12 protein-coding genes are annotated in these 14302 nt (G+C 51.8%); 5 read left to right on the top strand and 7 right to left on the bottom strand.

Going from position 1 to position 14302, the window contains the following annotated elements:
* Positions 1-139 precede the first annotated feature (139 nt).
* The 4 genes from dksA to ACTHS4_RS10425 all read right to left on the bottom strand — a co-directional run bounded on the left by dksA (position 140) and on the right by ACTHS4_RS10425 (position 2919).
* A complete protein-coding gene (dksA, locus tag ACTHS4_RS10440; RefSeq protein ID WP_004519243.1) occupies positions 140-556 on the bottom strand; it encodes an RNA polymerase-binding protein DksA in 417 nt (138 codons plus the stop codon).
* A 233-nt stretch (positions 557-789) separates the two neighbouring features.
* Positions 790-1347 (bottom strand): YggT family protein, encoded by a 558-nt coding sequence (locus ACTHS4_RS10435; RefSeq protein WP_070826364.1) that lies wholly within the window; start codon positions 1345-1347, stop codon positions 790-792.
* Between the two features lie 2 nt (positions 1348-1349).
* Positions 1350-2147, bottom strand: a complete 798-nt coding sequence (gene proC, locus ACTHS4_RS10430) for a pyrroline-5-carboxylate reductase (RefSeq protein ID WP_150537101.1) — start codon at positions 2145-2147, stop codon at positions 1350-1352.
* Positions 2148-2223: 76 nt separating this feature from the next.
* Complete coding sequence (locus tag ACTHS4_RS10425; RefSeq protein ID WP_070826366.1) at positions 2224-2919, bottom strand: YggS family pyridoxal phosphate-dependent enzyme; 696 nt, start codon at positions 2917-2919, stop codon at positions 2224-2226.
* 117 nt (positions 2920-3036) lie between these two features.
* On the opposite strand from ACTHS4_RS10425, the gene ACTHS4_RS10420 reads away from it, so the two are divergent.
* From ACTHS4_RS10420 to yccS, 3 genes are all read left to right on the top strand, one after another.
* Complete coding sequence (locus ACTHS4_RS10420) at positions 3037-4083, top strand: type IV pilus twitching motility protein PilT (RefSeq protein WP_070826367.1); 1047 nt, start codon at positions 3037-3039, stop codon at positions 4081-4083.
* A gap of 86 nt (positions 4084-4169) precedes the next feature.
* The gene (locus ACTHS4_RS10415) at positions 4170-5399 is read left to right on the top strand and encodes a PilT/PilU family type 4a pilus ATPase (protein ID WP_049333157.1); all 1230 of its coding nucleotides are present in this window, start codon (positions 4170-4172) and stop codon (positions 5397-5399) included.
* 165 nt (positions 5400-5564) lie between these two features.
* Entirely contained in the window at positions 5565-7706 is a 2142-nt protein-coding gene (gene yccS, locus ACTHS4_RS10410) for a YccS family putative transporter (protein ID WP_440365902.1), read from the top strand.
* Positions 7707-7799: 93 nt separating this feature from the next.
* Here yccS and ACTHS4_RS10405 read toward each other — a convergent pair whose 3' ends face one another.
* Positions 7800-8978: a phosphoglycerate kinase gene (locus tag ACTHS4_RS10405; RefSeq protein ID WP_440365901.1), complete on the bottom strand. Its 1179-nt coding sequence runs from the start codon at positions 8976-8978 to the stop codon at positions 7800-7802.
* Between the two features lie 194 nt (positions 8979-9172).
* On the opposite strand from ACTHS4_RS10405, the gene ACTHS4_RS10400 reads away from it, so the two are divergent.
* Together ACTHS4_RS10400 and ACTHS4_RS10395 are read left to right on the top strand one after the other, a co-directional pair.
* The gene (locus tag ACTHS4_RS10400) at positions 9173-10522 is read left to right on the top strand and encodes a M16 family metallopeptidase (RefSeq protein WP_440365900.1); all 1350 of its coding nucleotides are present in this window, start codon (positions 9173-9175) and stop codon (positions 10520-10522) included.
* Between the two features lie 58 nt (positions 10523-10580).
* Positions 10581-11879, top strand: a complete 1299-nt coding sequence (locus ACTHS4_RS10395) for a M16 family metallopeptidase (protein ID WP_440365899.1) — start codon at positions 10581-10583, stop codon at positions 11877-11879.
* A gap of 130 nt (positions 11880-12009) precedes the next feature.
* Here ACTHS4_RS10395 and ACTHS4_RS10390 read toward each other — a convergent pair whose 3' ends face one another.
* Both ACTHS4_RS10390 and ACTHS4_RS10385 read right to left on the bottom strand, forming a co-directional pair.
* A complete protein-coding gene (locus ACTHS4_RS10390; protein WP_283122298.1) occupies positions 12010-13398 on the bottom strand; it encodes a calcium-binding protein in 1389 nt (462 codons plus the stop codon).
* 3 nt (positions 13399-13401) lie between these two features.
* Positions 13402-14271, bottom strand: coding sequence for a hypothetical protein (locus tag ACTHS4_RS10385; RefSeq protein ID WP_371459489.1), 870 nt, complete (start codon positions 14269-14271; stop codon positions 13402-13404).
* Positions 14272-14302 lie beyond the last annotated feature (31 nt).

The raw sequence follows: 14302 nt of genomic DNA, 5'->3' as shown, positions 1-14302 counted from the left end.
AGAAGGTGCTCATGGAAAATCCCCTAAATGTCTTGGTGGGAATTTAGGGGATTTTGGGGAATTTTGCAAAGGTCTCAAACTAAAGGCCGTCTGAATTGCTCTTTCAGACGGCCTTTTGAGGTTTCTATATCTATAATTCTTAGTCGGCGAACTGTTTTTTCATTCGTTCGCGTCGCTCTTGCGCTTCTACGGACAATGTCGCAGTCGGACGTGCCAGCAGGCGTTTGAGGCCGATGGGTTCGCCGGTATCGGCACAGAAACCGTAATCGCCTTCGTCAATACTGCGGAGAGTCGCTTGCACTTTATTGAGAAGTTTACGCTCGCGATCGCGGGTGCGCAGTTCTAAAGCGTATTCTTCTTCTTGAGTAGCTCTATCGGCAGGATCGGGAGCGGATTCGTGCTCTTGAAGATGGCCAGTAGTGGTGTTTGCATTTTCAATCAGTTCTTCTTGCATTTTAACCAGTAGTTCGCGGAAGAAGGCCAATTGGTCGCTGTTCATGTAGTCCTCTTCAGGACCATCCCAGTTTAAAATATCTTGTTCTGTCAGCTTTGCCATGGTGTCTGCTTTCGGTTTGTTGTTAATGATTTGGATGCTACGGGTTTGCTTTTATTGGGTTTTCTTGAATTTCCGTTTTGGAAATTGGGCGAATCATATCATGTTTTACCTATTCATTTGTTCTTTATATTTCGATTTGCACTTTTTTGCACTACCTTACACCTAAATGTATTAAAGCACTTTTTAGGACGTTGTATTTTTGGTCGTTAATACCTGCTGCGCTTTCAGACGGCCTATTGAAGCAACCACAGGTTGGTTTGCTGGATAAGTTGGGGAAACCATCGGGTCAGCCACAACCATAATAAGAGTGCCAACAAACTGCCTGAAAAATCGTATCGTCCTGCGCGTAAGAAGGAAAACGGTTTGAGCAATGGCTGCAAGATTCGTTCGATGGCATAAGTCAACGGCGAATACCGGCCCTGTATACTGGACACCATTCTAATAATCAGACCAATAAGTAATGTATAAGCTGCGGCCTTCAGCATATGGAGTGCGGCAAACCAGAAGTTTGCCAAAATCAGCTTATTGCTGATGGATAGCGCCGGCGAGATGAAAATAATGGCGGTACAGGCAAGGTAGTACACCAGAAAACCTGAAGGCAGGCAGTACCAATCGGTTTTCGCGCCGGATGGAAATGCTTTTTGCCAAGGTTTGGTCAGCCAACCTGTTGCCTGTATGCTGAATTTGAGCAGGGGATGTTCTGCTGCCAATCCTGCGTATCGGAGCAAAAAGCGTGTGATACACAGGATGGCAATAGCGTCTGCCAATAATAAGAGCAAGTCGCCACGCATGTTCAGACGGCCTTATATTGTTGTGCCATTTCTTGCGAACGTTTAACGCAAGCTTCTACGCCCTGTTCGATGGCTTCGGCAACGTGACGTGCTTTGAAGGTTTCGATGGCTTCGTGTGTCGTGCCGCCTTTGGAAGTCACGTTTTGCTGTAATTGTGCGAATGCTTCGCCGGTTTGTTCGGCCAAAGCCACTGCGCCTTTAAATGTAGCGAGGCTCAGTTCGCGTGCATCTTGTTCGTTGAAACCTTGTGCCAAAGCCGCATTTTGGAGCGCGCCCAACAGATAGAAAACATAGGCGGGGCCGCTGCCGCTGATGCCGGTAATATTGTGGAGTTGCTCTTCCTCGTTCAGCCAAACGGTTGTGCCGACAGAGCGCATGATGCCGTCTGCGGCTGTGCGGTCGGCTTCTGAAACGCCTGCATCGGCAAACATACCGGATACGCCCAAACCGATTTTGGCCGGCGTATTGGGCATGATGCGCACGATACGGCGTGTACCGTCCAGATAATGGCTGAGGGTATCGATGGACAAACCTGCCGCTACGGACAACACCAGCGCACCATTCAAACGGATGTTTTGACAGGCTGCCTGCATGTCTTGCGGTTTGACGGCGAGAATGAGGACATCGTCCGCACTCAATTCTGGCAGGTTTTCAGAAGTGGCTACGCCCAATTCTTGCTCCAGTTGCGCTCGTCTTTCGGCGCCGCGTTCGACAATGTGAACACGATAACCGTCTTGTTTGACCAAACCGCCTGCAATGGCAGTCGCCATATTGCCGCCGCCGAGAAAATAGATATTCATATATATGTCACTCCTTTGTGATATCGATCAGGCCGTCTGAAACTGCTGTCTACCCTGTTCAGACGGCCTATTACTTTTATTGAGGATAATGCCGCTTACCGAAAATCGCGCTGCCGATGCGGACGTGGGTTGCGCCGCATTCTACCGCGATTGGCATATCTCCGGACATACCCATAGACAAAACATCTGCTTCGACGCCTGCCGCATTCAACTCAGCCAACAGCCGCTGCATGGTATGAAACTGGCTGCGTAACTCATCGTCGCTGCTGTCGGCCTTGGCCACACACATCAATCCGCGCACTTTAATATTCGGCAACTTGGCCACTTCAAGGGCCAGCGCAATCGCTTCTGCGGGCGCTACGCCGTGTTTCGCCTCCTCTGCGGCAATGTTCACTTCAATGCACACCTGCAACGGCGGCATTTCAGACGACCTTTGTTCGCTCAAGCGCCGCGCCGTTTTCAGACGGCCTATCGTATGCACCCAATGTGCGCGTTCGGCCACAAATTTGGTTTTATTGGACTGCACATCGCCGATAACGTGCCAAACAATATCCGGCAAATCGGCCAGCGTTTCCGTTTTCTCAAACCATTCCTGAATATAGTTCTCGCCAAAATCGCGCTGACCGGCCGCATATACTGCGCGGATATCGTCTGCCGGAAAGGTCTTGCTGACCGCTACCAGCTTCACCGCTTCCGCAGGCCGTCCGGCAGCCTCAGCCGCCTGTTCAACCGCCCGGCATACGTCCCGATAGTTTTGTTGCAATACCGACATGGTTTTCTCCTTTAACCCGTTCATCACTCGGCATTTTGAAAATTTTACTTGGTCGAACGGGTTTATCTATTTAAAATAAAGCGATTTTATTATTCTAAACCAAAACAAGGCCACATTATGCAGATTACCGACTTACTCGCGTTCGGCGTGAAAAACAAAGCCTCCGACCTCCATTTAAGTTCGGGCATTTCCCCCATGATACGCGTACACGGCGACATCCGCCGCATCAACCTGCCCGAGATGAGTTCGGAAGAAGTCGGTACCATGATTACCTCGGTCATGAACGACCACCAGCGCAAGCTCTACCAACAGGATTTTGAAGTCGATTTCTCATTTGAGCTGCCCAATGTTGCCCGTTTCCGCGTCAACGCCTTTATGACCGAACGCGGCCCGGCCGCCGTATTCCGTACCATTCCGAGCACCGTCCTAACGCTGGAAGAATTGCGTGCGCCGCGCATTTTCCAAAAAATTGCCGAAAATCCACGCGGTTTGGTCTTGGTAACCGGCCCGACCGGTTCGGGTAAATCCACCACGCTGGCGGCGATGGTCAACTACATCAACGAAACCCAACCGGCCCACATTCTGACCATCGAAGACCCGATTGAGTTCGTCCACCAAAGCAAAAAGGCGCTCATCAACCAGCGCGAGCTGCATCAACACACCCACAGCTTCACCAACGCCCTGCGTTCCGCACTGCGCGAAGACCCCGACGTGATTTTGATCGGTGAGATGCGCGACCCTGAAACCATCTCCCTCGCCCTGACCGCCGCCGAAACCGGCCACTTGGTTTTCGGCACGCTGCACACGACCGGCGCCGCCAAAACCATCGACCGTATTGTCGACGTATTCCCTGCAGGCGAAAAAGAAATCGTGCGCTCCATGTTGTCCGAATCCTTGCGCGCCATTATTTCCCAAACCCTGCTGAAAACCCGCGACGGCAACGGCCGCGTCGCCGCACACGAAATCCTAATTTCCACACCGGCCGTACGCAACCTCATCCGCGAGAATAAAATCGCCCAAATCAACGCCGTCCTCCAAACCGGTCAGGCCCACGGTATGCAAACCCTCGATCAAGCCCTGCAAACCCTTGTCCGCCAAGGCACCATCAGCCCCGAGCTGGCACGCAGCAAAGCGCAAAACATCGAAAACCTCTCTGTTTTCTAAACCATATTCAGGCCGTCTGAACCCCATCATCCCGTTTTCAGACGGCCTTTCAGCCTGACCGAATACCCGTTTTAAAGAGAATCATCATGAGCGACCTCGCCCCTCTGCACGACCTGTTAAGCGAAATGGTGCAAGCCTACTCACAAAAAAACCAAGCACCGCACATCCCCACCCCGGCCGAAATCGGCACGCATCTTCATCCCCTGCTCGACCGCATGTGTGAAGAGGCCGAAAAACGCAACGCATCCGACATCTTCATCAGCGCAGGCTTTCCCCCTGCCATCAAAGTCGGCGGCACCCTCACGCCCATGCCCCACAAGGCGCTGACCGGCGCGGACACCGCCGCCATCGCCGAATCCACCATGAACCCCGACCAGCTCGAAGCCTTCAATCGCGACTGGGAAATCAACTATTCCGTCCAATCGCGCAGCAACACGCGCTACCGCGTCAACGCCTACCACGAGCAAGGCCGCGTCGGCATGGTATTGCGCCGCGTCAGCCAAGACATTCCCGAAATGAAGACACTCGGCTTACCCGAAAAGCTCCAAGAGCTTGCACTCGCGCCACGCGGCCTGCTGATCCTCGCCGGCCCGACCGGTTCGGGTAAGTCCACCACCATGGCCTCCATGCTCAACTACCGCAACCAAAAGCTGCCCGGCCATATCGTCACCATCGAAGACCCCATCGAGTTTATCTACAAACCTTGCCGCAGCATCTTCACCCAGCGCGAAATCGGCATCGATACCGACAACTGGAAAACCGCCGTTCAAAGCGCCATGCGTCAAGCACCCGATGTCGTCTGTATCGGCGAAGTCCGCAGCGAAGAAAGCATGGAATACGCCCTCCAGTTGGCTCAAACCGGCCATCTGTGCGTTTTCACCATCCATGCCAGCACAGCCTCCCAAACCATCGAGCGCATCATCAACTTCTATCCGGAAGACCGACGCCAACAGGTTTTGATGGATTTAGCGTTAAACCTCGTCGGCATCATCGGCCAACGCCTCACCATCAAGAAAAACCGCCAACGCACGGCCGTTACCGACCTCCTGCTCAACACTCCAGCCATGCAGGACCTGATTTTCAAAGGCGAATTACTGGAAATCCGCGACCTGATGGCACGCTCCGGCAGCAACGGCATGCAGACGTTCGACCAAAACCTCTTCAACCTCTACGCACAGGGCCAGATCGAACTCAGCGAAGCTCTGCGCCAAGCGGTATCCGCCAACGATTTGCGCCTGCGCATTCAAATGCACGACGAGGGCAACAATACCGAACGCCTCTACGACCGCATCAGCGACCTCAACCTGATGACCTGATGGCATAAGCCAAACAAGGCCGTCTGAACGGATGTGGAAACGAAATCAAGTATTTCCCCGTATCCGTTCAGACGGCCTTATCTCATTTAAAGCATTCTGAAACCGACTGAAAATCCTGTTAAAATCCAATCATTCTCCTCATAACGAATAATAAACAACACCATCATGAACACTCCGCCGCTCAAACCTCTGATCATTGCCTCCCTGCCCGTCTTCGCCAGCGTATTCATCGCCGCCACCCTCGTTTGGCACTTCGACACGCCCAAACTGGTGATGCCCTTCGTACTCGGCATTATTGCCGGCGGTTTGGTCGATTTGGACAACCGCCTCACAGGCCGTCTGAAAAACATCGTCATCACCGTTGCCCTGTTTACCCTCTCCTCATTGCTTGCCCAAAGCACCATCGGCACAGGCGTCCCCTTCATCTTGGCCATGACCCTGATGACTTTCGGCTTTACCATCCTCGGCACCGTCGGCCTCAAATACCGCACCTTCGCTTTCGGTGCGCTCGCCGTCGCCACCTACACCACGCTGACCTACACCCCCGAGACCTACCGGCTGACCAATCCCGTCATGATTCTGTTGGGCACTGTTCTATACAGCGTCAACACCCTGATCTTCCAAATCATCCTGCCCCACCGCCCCGTCCAAGAAACCGTTGCCAACGCCTACGACGCACTCAGCAACTACTTCGATGCCAAAGCCGACTTTTTCGATCCAGACGAAGCCGCATGGTTGGGCAACCGCCAAATCGACTTGGCCATGAGCAACACCGGCGTGATTACCGCCTTCAACCAATGCCGCGGCGCACTTTTCTACCGGTTGCGCGGCCAACACCGCCATCCGCGTACCGCCAAAATGCTGCGCTACTACCTCTGCGCGCAAGACATGCACGAACGCATCAGCTCCGCCCACGTCGATTACAGCGAAATGGCCGAGCAGCTCAAAAATACCGACCTCATCTTCCGCATCCGCCGCCTGCTCGAAATGCAAGGCCAGGCGTGCCGCAACGTTGCCGCCTCCCTGCGCAACAACAAACCCTACGCATACAGCAAACGCCTCGGCCGCGCCATGGAAGGCTGCCGCCAATCCCTCAGCCATTTTGCCGAGACCCATGCCGATAATGCCAACCTCTACAATATCCGCCGTCTGCTCGACAATCTCAGCAGCGTCGATTACCAACTGCGGCAACTGCAAAACGATGCGTCCCTTGCCGAAAACGACAACGCCGACACCCGCATCGCCGCCCTTGAAAACACCAAGTTCCGCAATATCGGCGAAACCGTCATCAGCCAACTCAATTTCGACTCCGGCGTATTCCGCCATGCCACCCGCCTCTCCATCGTCGTGGCCGCGGCCTGCATCATTGTCGAAATCCTCCATCTCAATCTCGGCTACTGGATTCTGCTGACCGCCCTTTTCGTCTGCCAGCCCAACTACACCGCCACCAAAAGCCGCGTGTACCAACGTATCGCCGGCACGATTCTCGGCGTAATTGTCGGTTCTCTCGTCCCCTACTTCACCCCGTCCGTTGAAACCAAACTCTGGATTGTCATCGCCAGCACCACCCTGTTCTTCATGACCCGAAGCTACAAATACAGCTTCTCCACCTTCTTCATCACCATCCAAGCCCTGACCAGCCTCTCGCTTGCCGGTTTGGACGTGTACCACGCCATGCCCATCCGCATCATCGACACCATCGTCGGTTCCGTTATCGCATGGGCTGCCGCCACCTACCTCTGGCCTGATTGGCGTTACCTCACCCTCAGCCATACCGCCGCCCAGACCATCACTGCCAACGGCCGCTATCTCGACGCCATCCTCGACCAGCTGCAAAACGGCAGCCGCGATGATGTCGACTACCGCCTCACCCGCCGCCAAGCCCACGAAAGTACCGCCGCCCTCAGCAGCACCTTATCCGACATGAGCAGCAACCCGAAAAAATACCAAGACCGCCTGCAAGACGGTTTTACCCTGCTCAAAACCAGCTATGCGCTGACCGGCCACATTTCCGCGCTCGGCGCGTACCGCGACCAGGTTCATCACGACGGCAGCGATACCTTCGCCCCATATGCTCGCCTGACCCACCACATCGCCGAACTCCTCAACCAAATGCCGCAGACCGAACCGGCCACCTTCGATGCAAGCATCGAAGCCATCCGACAGGAGTTTGCCGATTTGGAGCAGACCGACAAAGAGCAGTCCCAACAAAACCAAATCCTCAAACACCAGCTCGACCTCATCATCCGCCAGCTTGCACCGTGTTATCAGGCATTGCACAGACAGTCGGATACGCAAACCGCCTAAACCGATAACACATTTCAACAAAATAAATAAGGCCGTCTGAAACCCGATTTGGATTTCAGACGGCCTTTATTCAGCCATCGATATTAAAACCGATTACGCACCGCGTTTTTCCAAAGCAGCAACGGCAGGCAACTCTTTGCCTTCCAAGAATTCAAGGAACGCGCCGCCGCCGGTAGAAATGTAGCTGATTTGGTCGGTTACGCCGAATTTGGCAATCGCCGCCAAAGTATCGCCGCCGCCGGCAATCGAGAACGCATCGCTTTGGGCAATCGCTTCGGCCAATACTTTAGTACCGCCGGCAAATTGGTCAAATTCAAACACGCCGACCGGGCCATTCCATACGACCGTACCAGCAGCTTTGAGCAAATCGGCCAAAGCAGCAGCGGATTTCGGGCCGATGTCCAAAATCATGTCGTCTTCGGCAACGTCGGCAATGTCTTTCACCACAGCTTCGGCATCGGCGGCAAAGGCTTTAGCGACAACCACATCGGTCGGCAGCGGAACAGAGCCGCCTTTAGCCGCCATTTTCGCCATGATTTTTTTGGATTCTTCCACTAAGTCGTGTTCGGCCAAAGATTTGCCGATGGCTTTGCCTTCTGCCAACAGGAAAGTATTGGCAATGCCGCCGCCGACGATGAGTTGATCAACTTTATCGGCCAAAGATTCGAGGATGGTCAGTTTGGTAGACACTTTGCTGCCGGCAACGATGGCGACCATCGGATGAGCCGGTTGTTTCAGTGCTTTGCCCAAAGCGTCGAGTTCGCCCGCCATCAACACGCCGGCGCAGGCAACCGGTGCGGCTTGGGCAACGGCTTCAGTCGAAGCTTGGGCGCGGTGGGCAGTACCGAATGCGTCGTTGACGAACACGTCGCACAAAGAAGCGTAGGCTTTGCCCAACTCCAAGTCGTTTTTCTTCTCACCTTTGTTGATGCGCACGTTTTGCAACATCACAACATCACCGGCGTTCAAAGTTGGTTTGTTTTCACGCCAGTCGTTCAATACTTTCACGTCTTTGCCCAACAGTTTGCCCAAATGCGCGGCAACAGGCGCCACATCGTCCTCAGGATGGAATTCGCCTTCGGTCGGACGGCCGAGGTGGGTCATCACGATCACAGACGCGCCGTTGTCCAAGCAGTATTTGATGGATGCAAGCGAAGCGCGGATACGGGTGTCGTCGCTGATTTTGCCGTCTTTAAACGGTACGTTCATATCGGCGCGGATCAGAACGGTTTTGCCTTGAACATTTTGTTCGGTCAGTTTCAAAAATGCCATGATGATTCCTTTGTGATGGTTGGAAACGGGAATGTTTGGGATTATCCGCGAATGAGGCGCGATGGTAAAGATTGGCAACGGCCGCGCTTGATGTGAATCAGCAGATAAAGTCTCAGGCCGTCTGAAACATTCGGCCAATCTTTCAGATTTTCCGCTATACTTTGGCAATTGATTTTCATTTTACGGATTGAACCATGTTACGCCGAATTGTTTTAATGCTTGCCTTCGCGCTGCCTGCCGCCTCATGGGCGCAGACGCTTTCTGAAACCCTGCCCAACGGTCTGAAAATCATCGTTAAAGAAGACCATCGCGCGCCTGTGGCCGTTTCGCAGATTTGGTACAAAATCGGCAGCGTGGATGAAAAACCGGGCAAAAGCGGCCTGAGCCACGCTTTGGAACACATGATGTTTAAAGGCACGAAAGACGTTCCCTCCGGCGAGTTCAACCGCCGCGTATCCGAGCTGGGCGGACAAAACAACGCCTATACCAACCGCAATGAAACGGTGTATTACGAAAACGTCGCCGCCGTCAATCTGCCCGAGATTCTAAAGCTCGAAGCCGACCGCATGCACAACCTCAACTTCAGTGACAAAGAATTCCTCAACGAGATGAACGTCATCCGCGAAGAACGCCGCCAACGCACGGAAGACACGGCCGACGGCAAAATGTGGGAGCAAGCCTATCTTGCCGCCTTTACCCAACCGTCGATGCGCGCCTCCGTCATCGGCTACATGAAAGATTTGCACACGCTAAAAGCCGATGACCTGCGCGCGTGGTACAAACAATATTACGCACCCAACAATGCCGTATTGGTCATTGTCGGCGATGTCGATGCCAAACAAACGCTTCATACGGCCGCCAAACTCTTTGGCGATATTCCGGCCAAAGCCCAGCCACCGCGCAACAAACTCCATACCGAACCCTATTTGCGCAAGCCTGTTACGGTCAAAGCCACTTCTCCGGTCACACACCAACCGCTGATTGCCATCAACTTCCGTGTGCCGAAACTCCAAAAATTGGATGACACGATGCCTTTCGCCCTCGACATCCTCTCCGATATTTTGGCAGGCAACGCGTCCAGCCGTTTTGACAAAAACCTCGTGCGCGGCAAGCAAACCGCATTGAACGCAGGAACGCATTACGACATCATCAGCCGTGAAATGCCGCTGTTCAGCGTAATGGCCATGCCTGCCGAAGGCGTGAAAACCGATACTTTGATTGCCCAGCTGCGCCAAGAAATCAAAGACATTGCCGACAACGGCGTTTCCGAAGAAGAATTGCAGCGCGTCAAAACCCAGGCAGCGGTCAGCGAAATCTACGCCAAAGACTCCATATCTTCCCAAGCCTCCATGATGGGCCGCCTCGAAGCGCGCGGTTTCCAATATACCGACGAACAAGAAATCCACCGCCGCTTACAGGCAGTCAGCGCGCAAGAAGTACAGGCCGCCGCCCGGATGTTGACCGACGAGCGCATGAGTACCGTCATCATCGAGCCGCAAAAAACAGCCACCGCGCCAAGCAAAAAAGCTGCCAAACGCCGATAAACATCAGGCCGTCTGAAAGCCCATACCCTTTCAGACGGCCTTAACAGAAAGCCACAACATGAAACCCACCCTGCTCGCCCTTGCCCTACTCCTGCCCTTAAGCGTCCAAGCCGCCACCGACATCCAACGCTGGCGCAACCGCGACGGCACCCAAATTCTCCTTGTCGAACGCCACGAAAACCCCATCATCGACCTTGAAGTCAGCTTCAAGGGCGCAGGCAGCGTCGCCAATCCGGACGGCAAAAGCCAAGTTGCCGAATTTACTGCCGCCCTCCTGACCGACGGCACCCAAGAGCTGGACGAAGAAGCCTTCAATGCCGAAGCCGACAACATCGGCGCACAAATCAGCAGCGACAGCAATGCCGAAAGCGCGTCCGCAGGCTTCCGCAGCCTCAGCAAAGCCGACATCCGCGACAAAGCCGCCAACTTGCTCAACCACTCGCTGACCCGTCCGCGCTTTGACGAAACCGTTTTCCGCCGCCGTCAAATCCAATCCATTACCGGCTTGCAGCAACAAGAAACCACCCCCGACTACACCGCCACGCGCGAACTGACCAAGCTCATCTACCCGAACCACCCCTACGGCAGCGGCGCAAACATAACCGTCGACAGCCTCAAACAAGTTAGTCTGGACGACATCCGCACCTTCCACCGCACCCACTATGGCAAAGACAACGCCATCGTCGCCATCGTCGGCGACCTCAACCGCAAACAGGCAGAGCAACTGGTCGAACGCGTCCTCAAAGACCTGCCGGCCAAAGCCACCGCAACCCACGCCATCCCGCCCGTTCCCAAACAAACCGCCCAACGCCGCGACATCCCCTTTGCCGGCACACAGGCACAAGTCCTGCTCGGCACCTCCCTCATCAAACGCCACGACCCCGACTACTACGCCCTCGTTGCCGGCAACTACATCCTCGGCGGCGGCGGTTTCGACAGCCGCCTCATGAAAGTTTTGCGCGACCAACACGGCTACACCTACGGCGTATACAGCAGCCTTGCCCCGGCGACAGAAGAAGGCACGTTTGCCGTTTCCTACTCCACCCAAAAGAAAAACACCAAAGCCTCACTGGCCGACACCCAAGCCGTCATCGAGCAGTTTATCGCCGAAGGCCCGACCGAAGCCGAGCTGAAACAGGCCAAAGCCAACATCGTCGGCGGCTTTCCCCTGCGCTACGACTCCAACGACAAGCTGCTCAACTACCTGAGCCTGATCGGCCTCTACGACCTACCCAACGACTACTTGGAAGCCTATCCCAAAGCCATCAACAGCCTGACCGTCGAACAAGTCCGCGACGCATGGCAACACCGCGTCAAATTCAAAGACCTCAACACCGTCGTTGTCGGTGCAGAATAAAACGCTTTAAAACAACAGGCCGTCTGAAAGATTTTTCAGACGGCCTTTAGCTTTGTTTAAAATCAATCAAACCATTTGTAGATAATTGGTAGAATTTAAGTCCTCTTTTTACATTTTCTTTTGATTTTACTTAAGAAATCCTCGCTCCATGTGATTGGGATTGCACGATTTGTTTTTGTTGCTCCTCATATTCAATTTGTTGTGCTGTTTGCTGAATTTGGCTCAGGCTTTCCTCTACCGGCGTCTTAGCCGCTTCCCACATATCTACAGAAGCCATTATTAATCCGGGGGCTCTGTGTCCGACCGAGACTTTCCCATTATCGTTAATATTGATTAAAGACACACCACTCATCTTGTTTTTATAAGCCACTGAAGCTAACGACATCGCAATATTGTCCAAACTATTTGCATCGTAAGCGATGTTTTTCTGGGCACAAAAATCAGCAAAAATCTGTTTCCCTTGATGATAGATTTTTTGGGCGTTTTGCGGCATATCCTCAATAGTTAAAGCCGTTGGTTTATCAATATCCGCCGCGTATTGATCGCGTTCATCCCTTTCATCCAAAGACATCATATTCGGATCTTTTTCGATAAGGTCACGGGTTTTTTGGTACATTTCGTTGGCATTCTGCTCAATGTCTCGCCAACGCCCCAGCAGGCTTTTATCATATAAGGCTGGTGATTTTTTCAGCTTATTAAATAACCCTCCTCCTTGACGAAACAGAAGAATACCTGTTTCTTCCATCAGAATATCTGGTTTTTCTTGGTTCGATTTCTCCGATTGGAGTCTTTTGAAGTCCTTATCCGTAATATTGACAAATGGCAGCTTGTCGGTATCGGTATAGACGAGCGGGACCGATCTGCCTATACCTTTCGGGTCCAATACGGAATTGAACACTGCATTTGCTTTGCCTACCGCCCATTTCTGAAGTTTTCCCGAAGCGTCTTGGGAAGATGAACCTCCGATAAAGTCGAAGTTGTCGTTTTTAGGCGTGATTCTGAGGTTGCGGATTTCTCGACTGCCGTCGGGCCGGACGAAGAATTGGAGTTTGGCAATATCCGTTTGGGTAACGGTTACTTGGGTTGAGCCGAAAATAAAAGCGCGTTCGACGTAATCGGAGGATGAGGTATCTATGCCGTATTGGGAAATAGCTGTAGTAAATCCTCTTTCTGTTTTAGGTAATTCTCTAACTCTTTGAGCAATCTTTGTCTTTCCATAAATCAAATCGATAGCTTCATCAAAAGAGTAAGGCTTATCTCTAACAAGTAGATTTTTAGCATTAAAAAAGTTTTCAAACATTTTAAAATCTGCTGCCGAAGCATATCGTCCTGCACCATTTCTCATATAGTCTGTTGCGTCAATATGAATAGGTTTTCGTTCGGTAGAGGTTGCCGCAGTAAGCATATCTTCTTTCTTTGGAGGGATTGCAGCATTCCACAAATAATGTGATAAAACTTTATCTACTGATACTTCAGATACTTTTAACGCATTACGAGAAATTCCACTTACATTAGGCATGTCTTATCCTTTCAGTTTAGTTTGATGGATATAATATGGTTGCCAGAGTATATCTCCACAATTATTCATAAATAGGATTTCTGAAAATCTACTCTGATATGTTTTTTCTTTTTTCGTTTCATCTTGGCGTAATCCAGGAATAATCTCTTTGATCTCTACATAAAAATTCCCCACACCATAATCCATAATATTAATATTTTTTGGAATTTCGTTTTCCGGAAAAATTCTTGCAAATTCTATATAGGTAACTAATTCACTATTTTTTATTTTTAATATAGCTTCTTTTTTATTTAAGATATTACAGCAGTCCGAGCCAAAAATAACTTCTTCCTCTTCAGGTGCTCTAAACACCAGGGTAAATCCTTTGCTGCCATAGCCGGTTAAATATTTCTCTAAATCTTCAGTTTTTTCTATTTCTTTTTCCTGATATTGTGGTAATAGAGGATGATCTCTTGGGTCTTTCTTTTCTAAAAAAAGGCTATCCCATTTTCCGTTAGTATAATCTTGTGGGACAAACCACACACGGCAAGCTTTTTTATTACGAATACAATCCTCGCTGGTATAAGCATCCCCAGCCAATGTAGTAGTAAAATCTGTCCGATAAGCTTCTGCAACCCCCAACAACCTACCTGCAAAACTGACCATTGCTTTCCTGTGTAATTCTGCGGGCGTATAAAACTTTCTATCCCGCCAGCAATAGCCCGCTCTGAGTTTTTCCCTGTATTCCTGTTCCGAAACCCCGTCAGGCTTTGGGTCTTTGGCAATCAGTTCTTTCCAGTATTGGTATTTGTCGGGTGCGGTATATTCATATATACCGAAGCCTGCTGCCGCCAAAGCAGCGATTACCAGTAGGTATTTGTAGACTTTATTCATTTGCTTGCCTTTAATTAATAACCAAGGTTGT

The sequence above is a fragment of the Neisseria sp. P0014.S009 genome, assembly GCF_051958155.1.
Lineage (GTDB): Bacteria > Pseudomonadota > Gammaproteobacteria > Burkholderiales > Neisseriaceae > Neisseria > Neisseria flavescens_C.
Note: the sequence above shows the minus strand (reverse complement) of the source record. Positions and strands in the feature narration are given on the sequence as shown.

What these genes read in the sequence shown, in the direction of transcription:
- ACTHS4_RS10425 (WP_070826366.1), bottom strand. Translation starts at nt 2,919, where the DNA reads ATGTCGGTATTGCAACAAAACTATCGGGACGTATGCCGGGCGGTTGAA.
- ACTHS4_RS10395 (WP_440365899.1), top strand. Translation starts at nt 10,581, where the DNA reads ATGAAACCCACCCTGCTCGCCCTTGCCCTACTCCTGCCCTTAAGCGTC.
- yccS (WP_440365902.1), top strand. Translation starts at nt 5,565, where the DNA reads ATGAACACTCCGCCGCTCAAACCTCTGATCATTGCCTCCCTGCCCGTC.
- ACTHS4_RS10420 (WP_070826367.1), top strand. Translation starts at nt 3,037, where the DNA reads ATGCAGATTACCGACTTACTCGCGTTCGGCGTGAAAAACAAAGCCTCC.
- ACTHS4_RS10385 (WP_371459489.1), bottom strand. Translation starts at nt 14,271, where the DNA reads ATGAATAAAGTCTACAAATACCTACTGGTAATCGCTGCTTTGGCGGCA.
- dksA (WP_004519243.1), bottom strand. Translation starts at nt 556, where the DNA reads ATGGCAAAGCTGACAGAACAAGATATTTTAAACTGGGATGGTCCTGAA.
- ACTHS4_RS10405 (WP_440365901.1), bottom strand. Translation starts at nt 8,978, where the DNA reads ATGGCATTTTTGAAACTGACCGAACAAAATGTTCAAGGCAAAACCGTT.
- ACTHS4_RS10390 (WP_283122298.1), bottom strand. Translation starts at nt 13,398, where the DNA reads ATGCCTAATGTAAGTGGAATTTCTCGTAATGCGTTAAAAGTATCTGAA.
- ACTHS4_RS10435 (WP_070826364.1), bottom strand. Translation starts at nt 1,347, where the DNA reads ATGCGTGGCGACTTGCTCTTATTATTGGCAGACGCTATTGCCATCCTG.
- proC (WP_150537101.1), bottom strand. Translation starts at nt 2,147, where the DNA reads ATGAATATCTATTTTCTCGGCGGCGGCAATATGGCGACTGCCATTGCA.
- ACTHS4_RS10400 (WP_440365900.1), top strand. Translation starts at nt 9,173, where the DNA reads ATGTTACGCCGAATTGTTTTAATGCTTGCCTTCGCGCTGCCTGCCGCC.
- ACTHS4_RS10415 (WP_049333157.1), top strand. Translation starts at nt 4,170, where the DNA reads ATGAGCGACCTCGCCCCTCTGCACGACCTGTTAAGCGAAATGGTGCAA.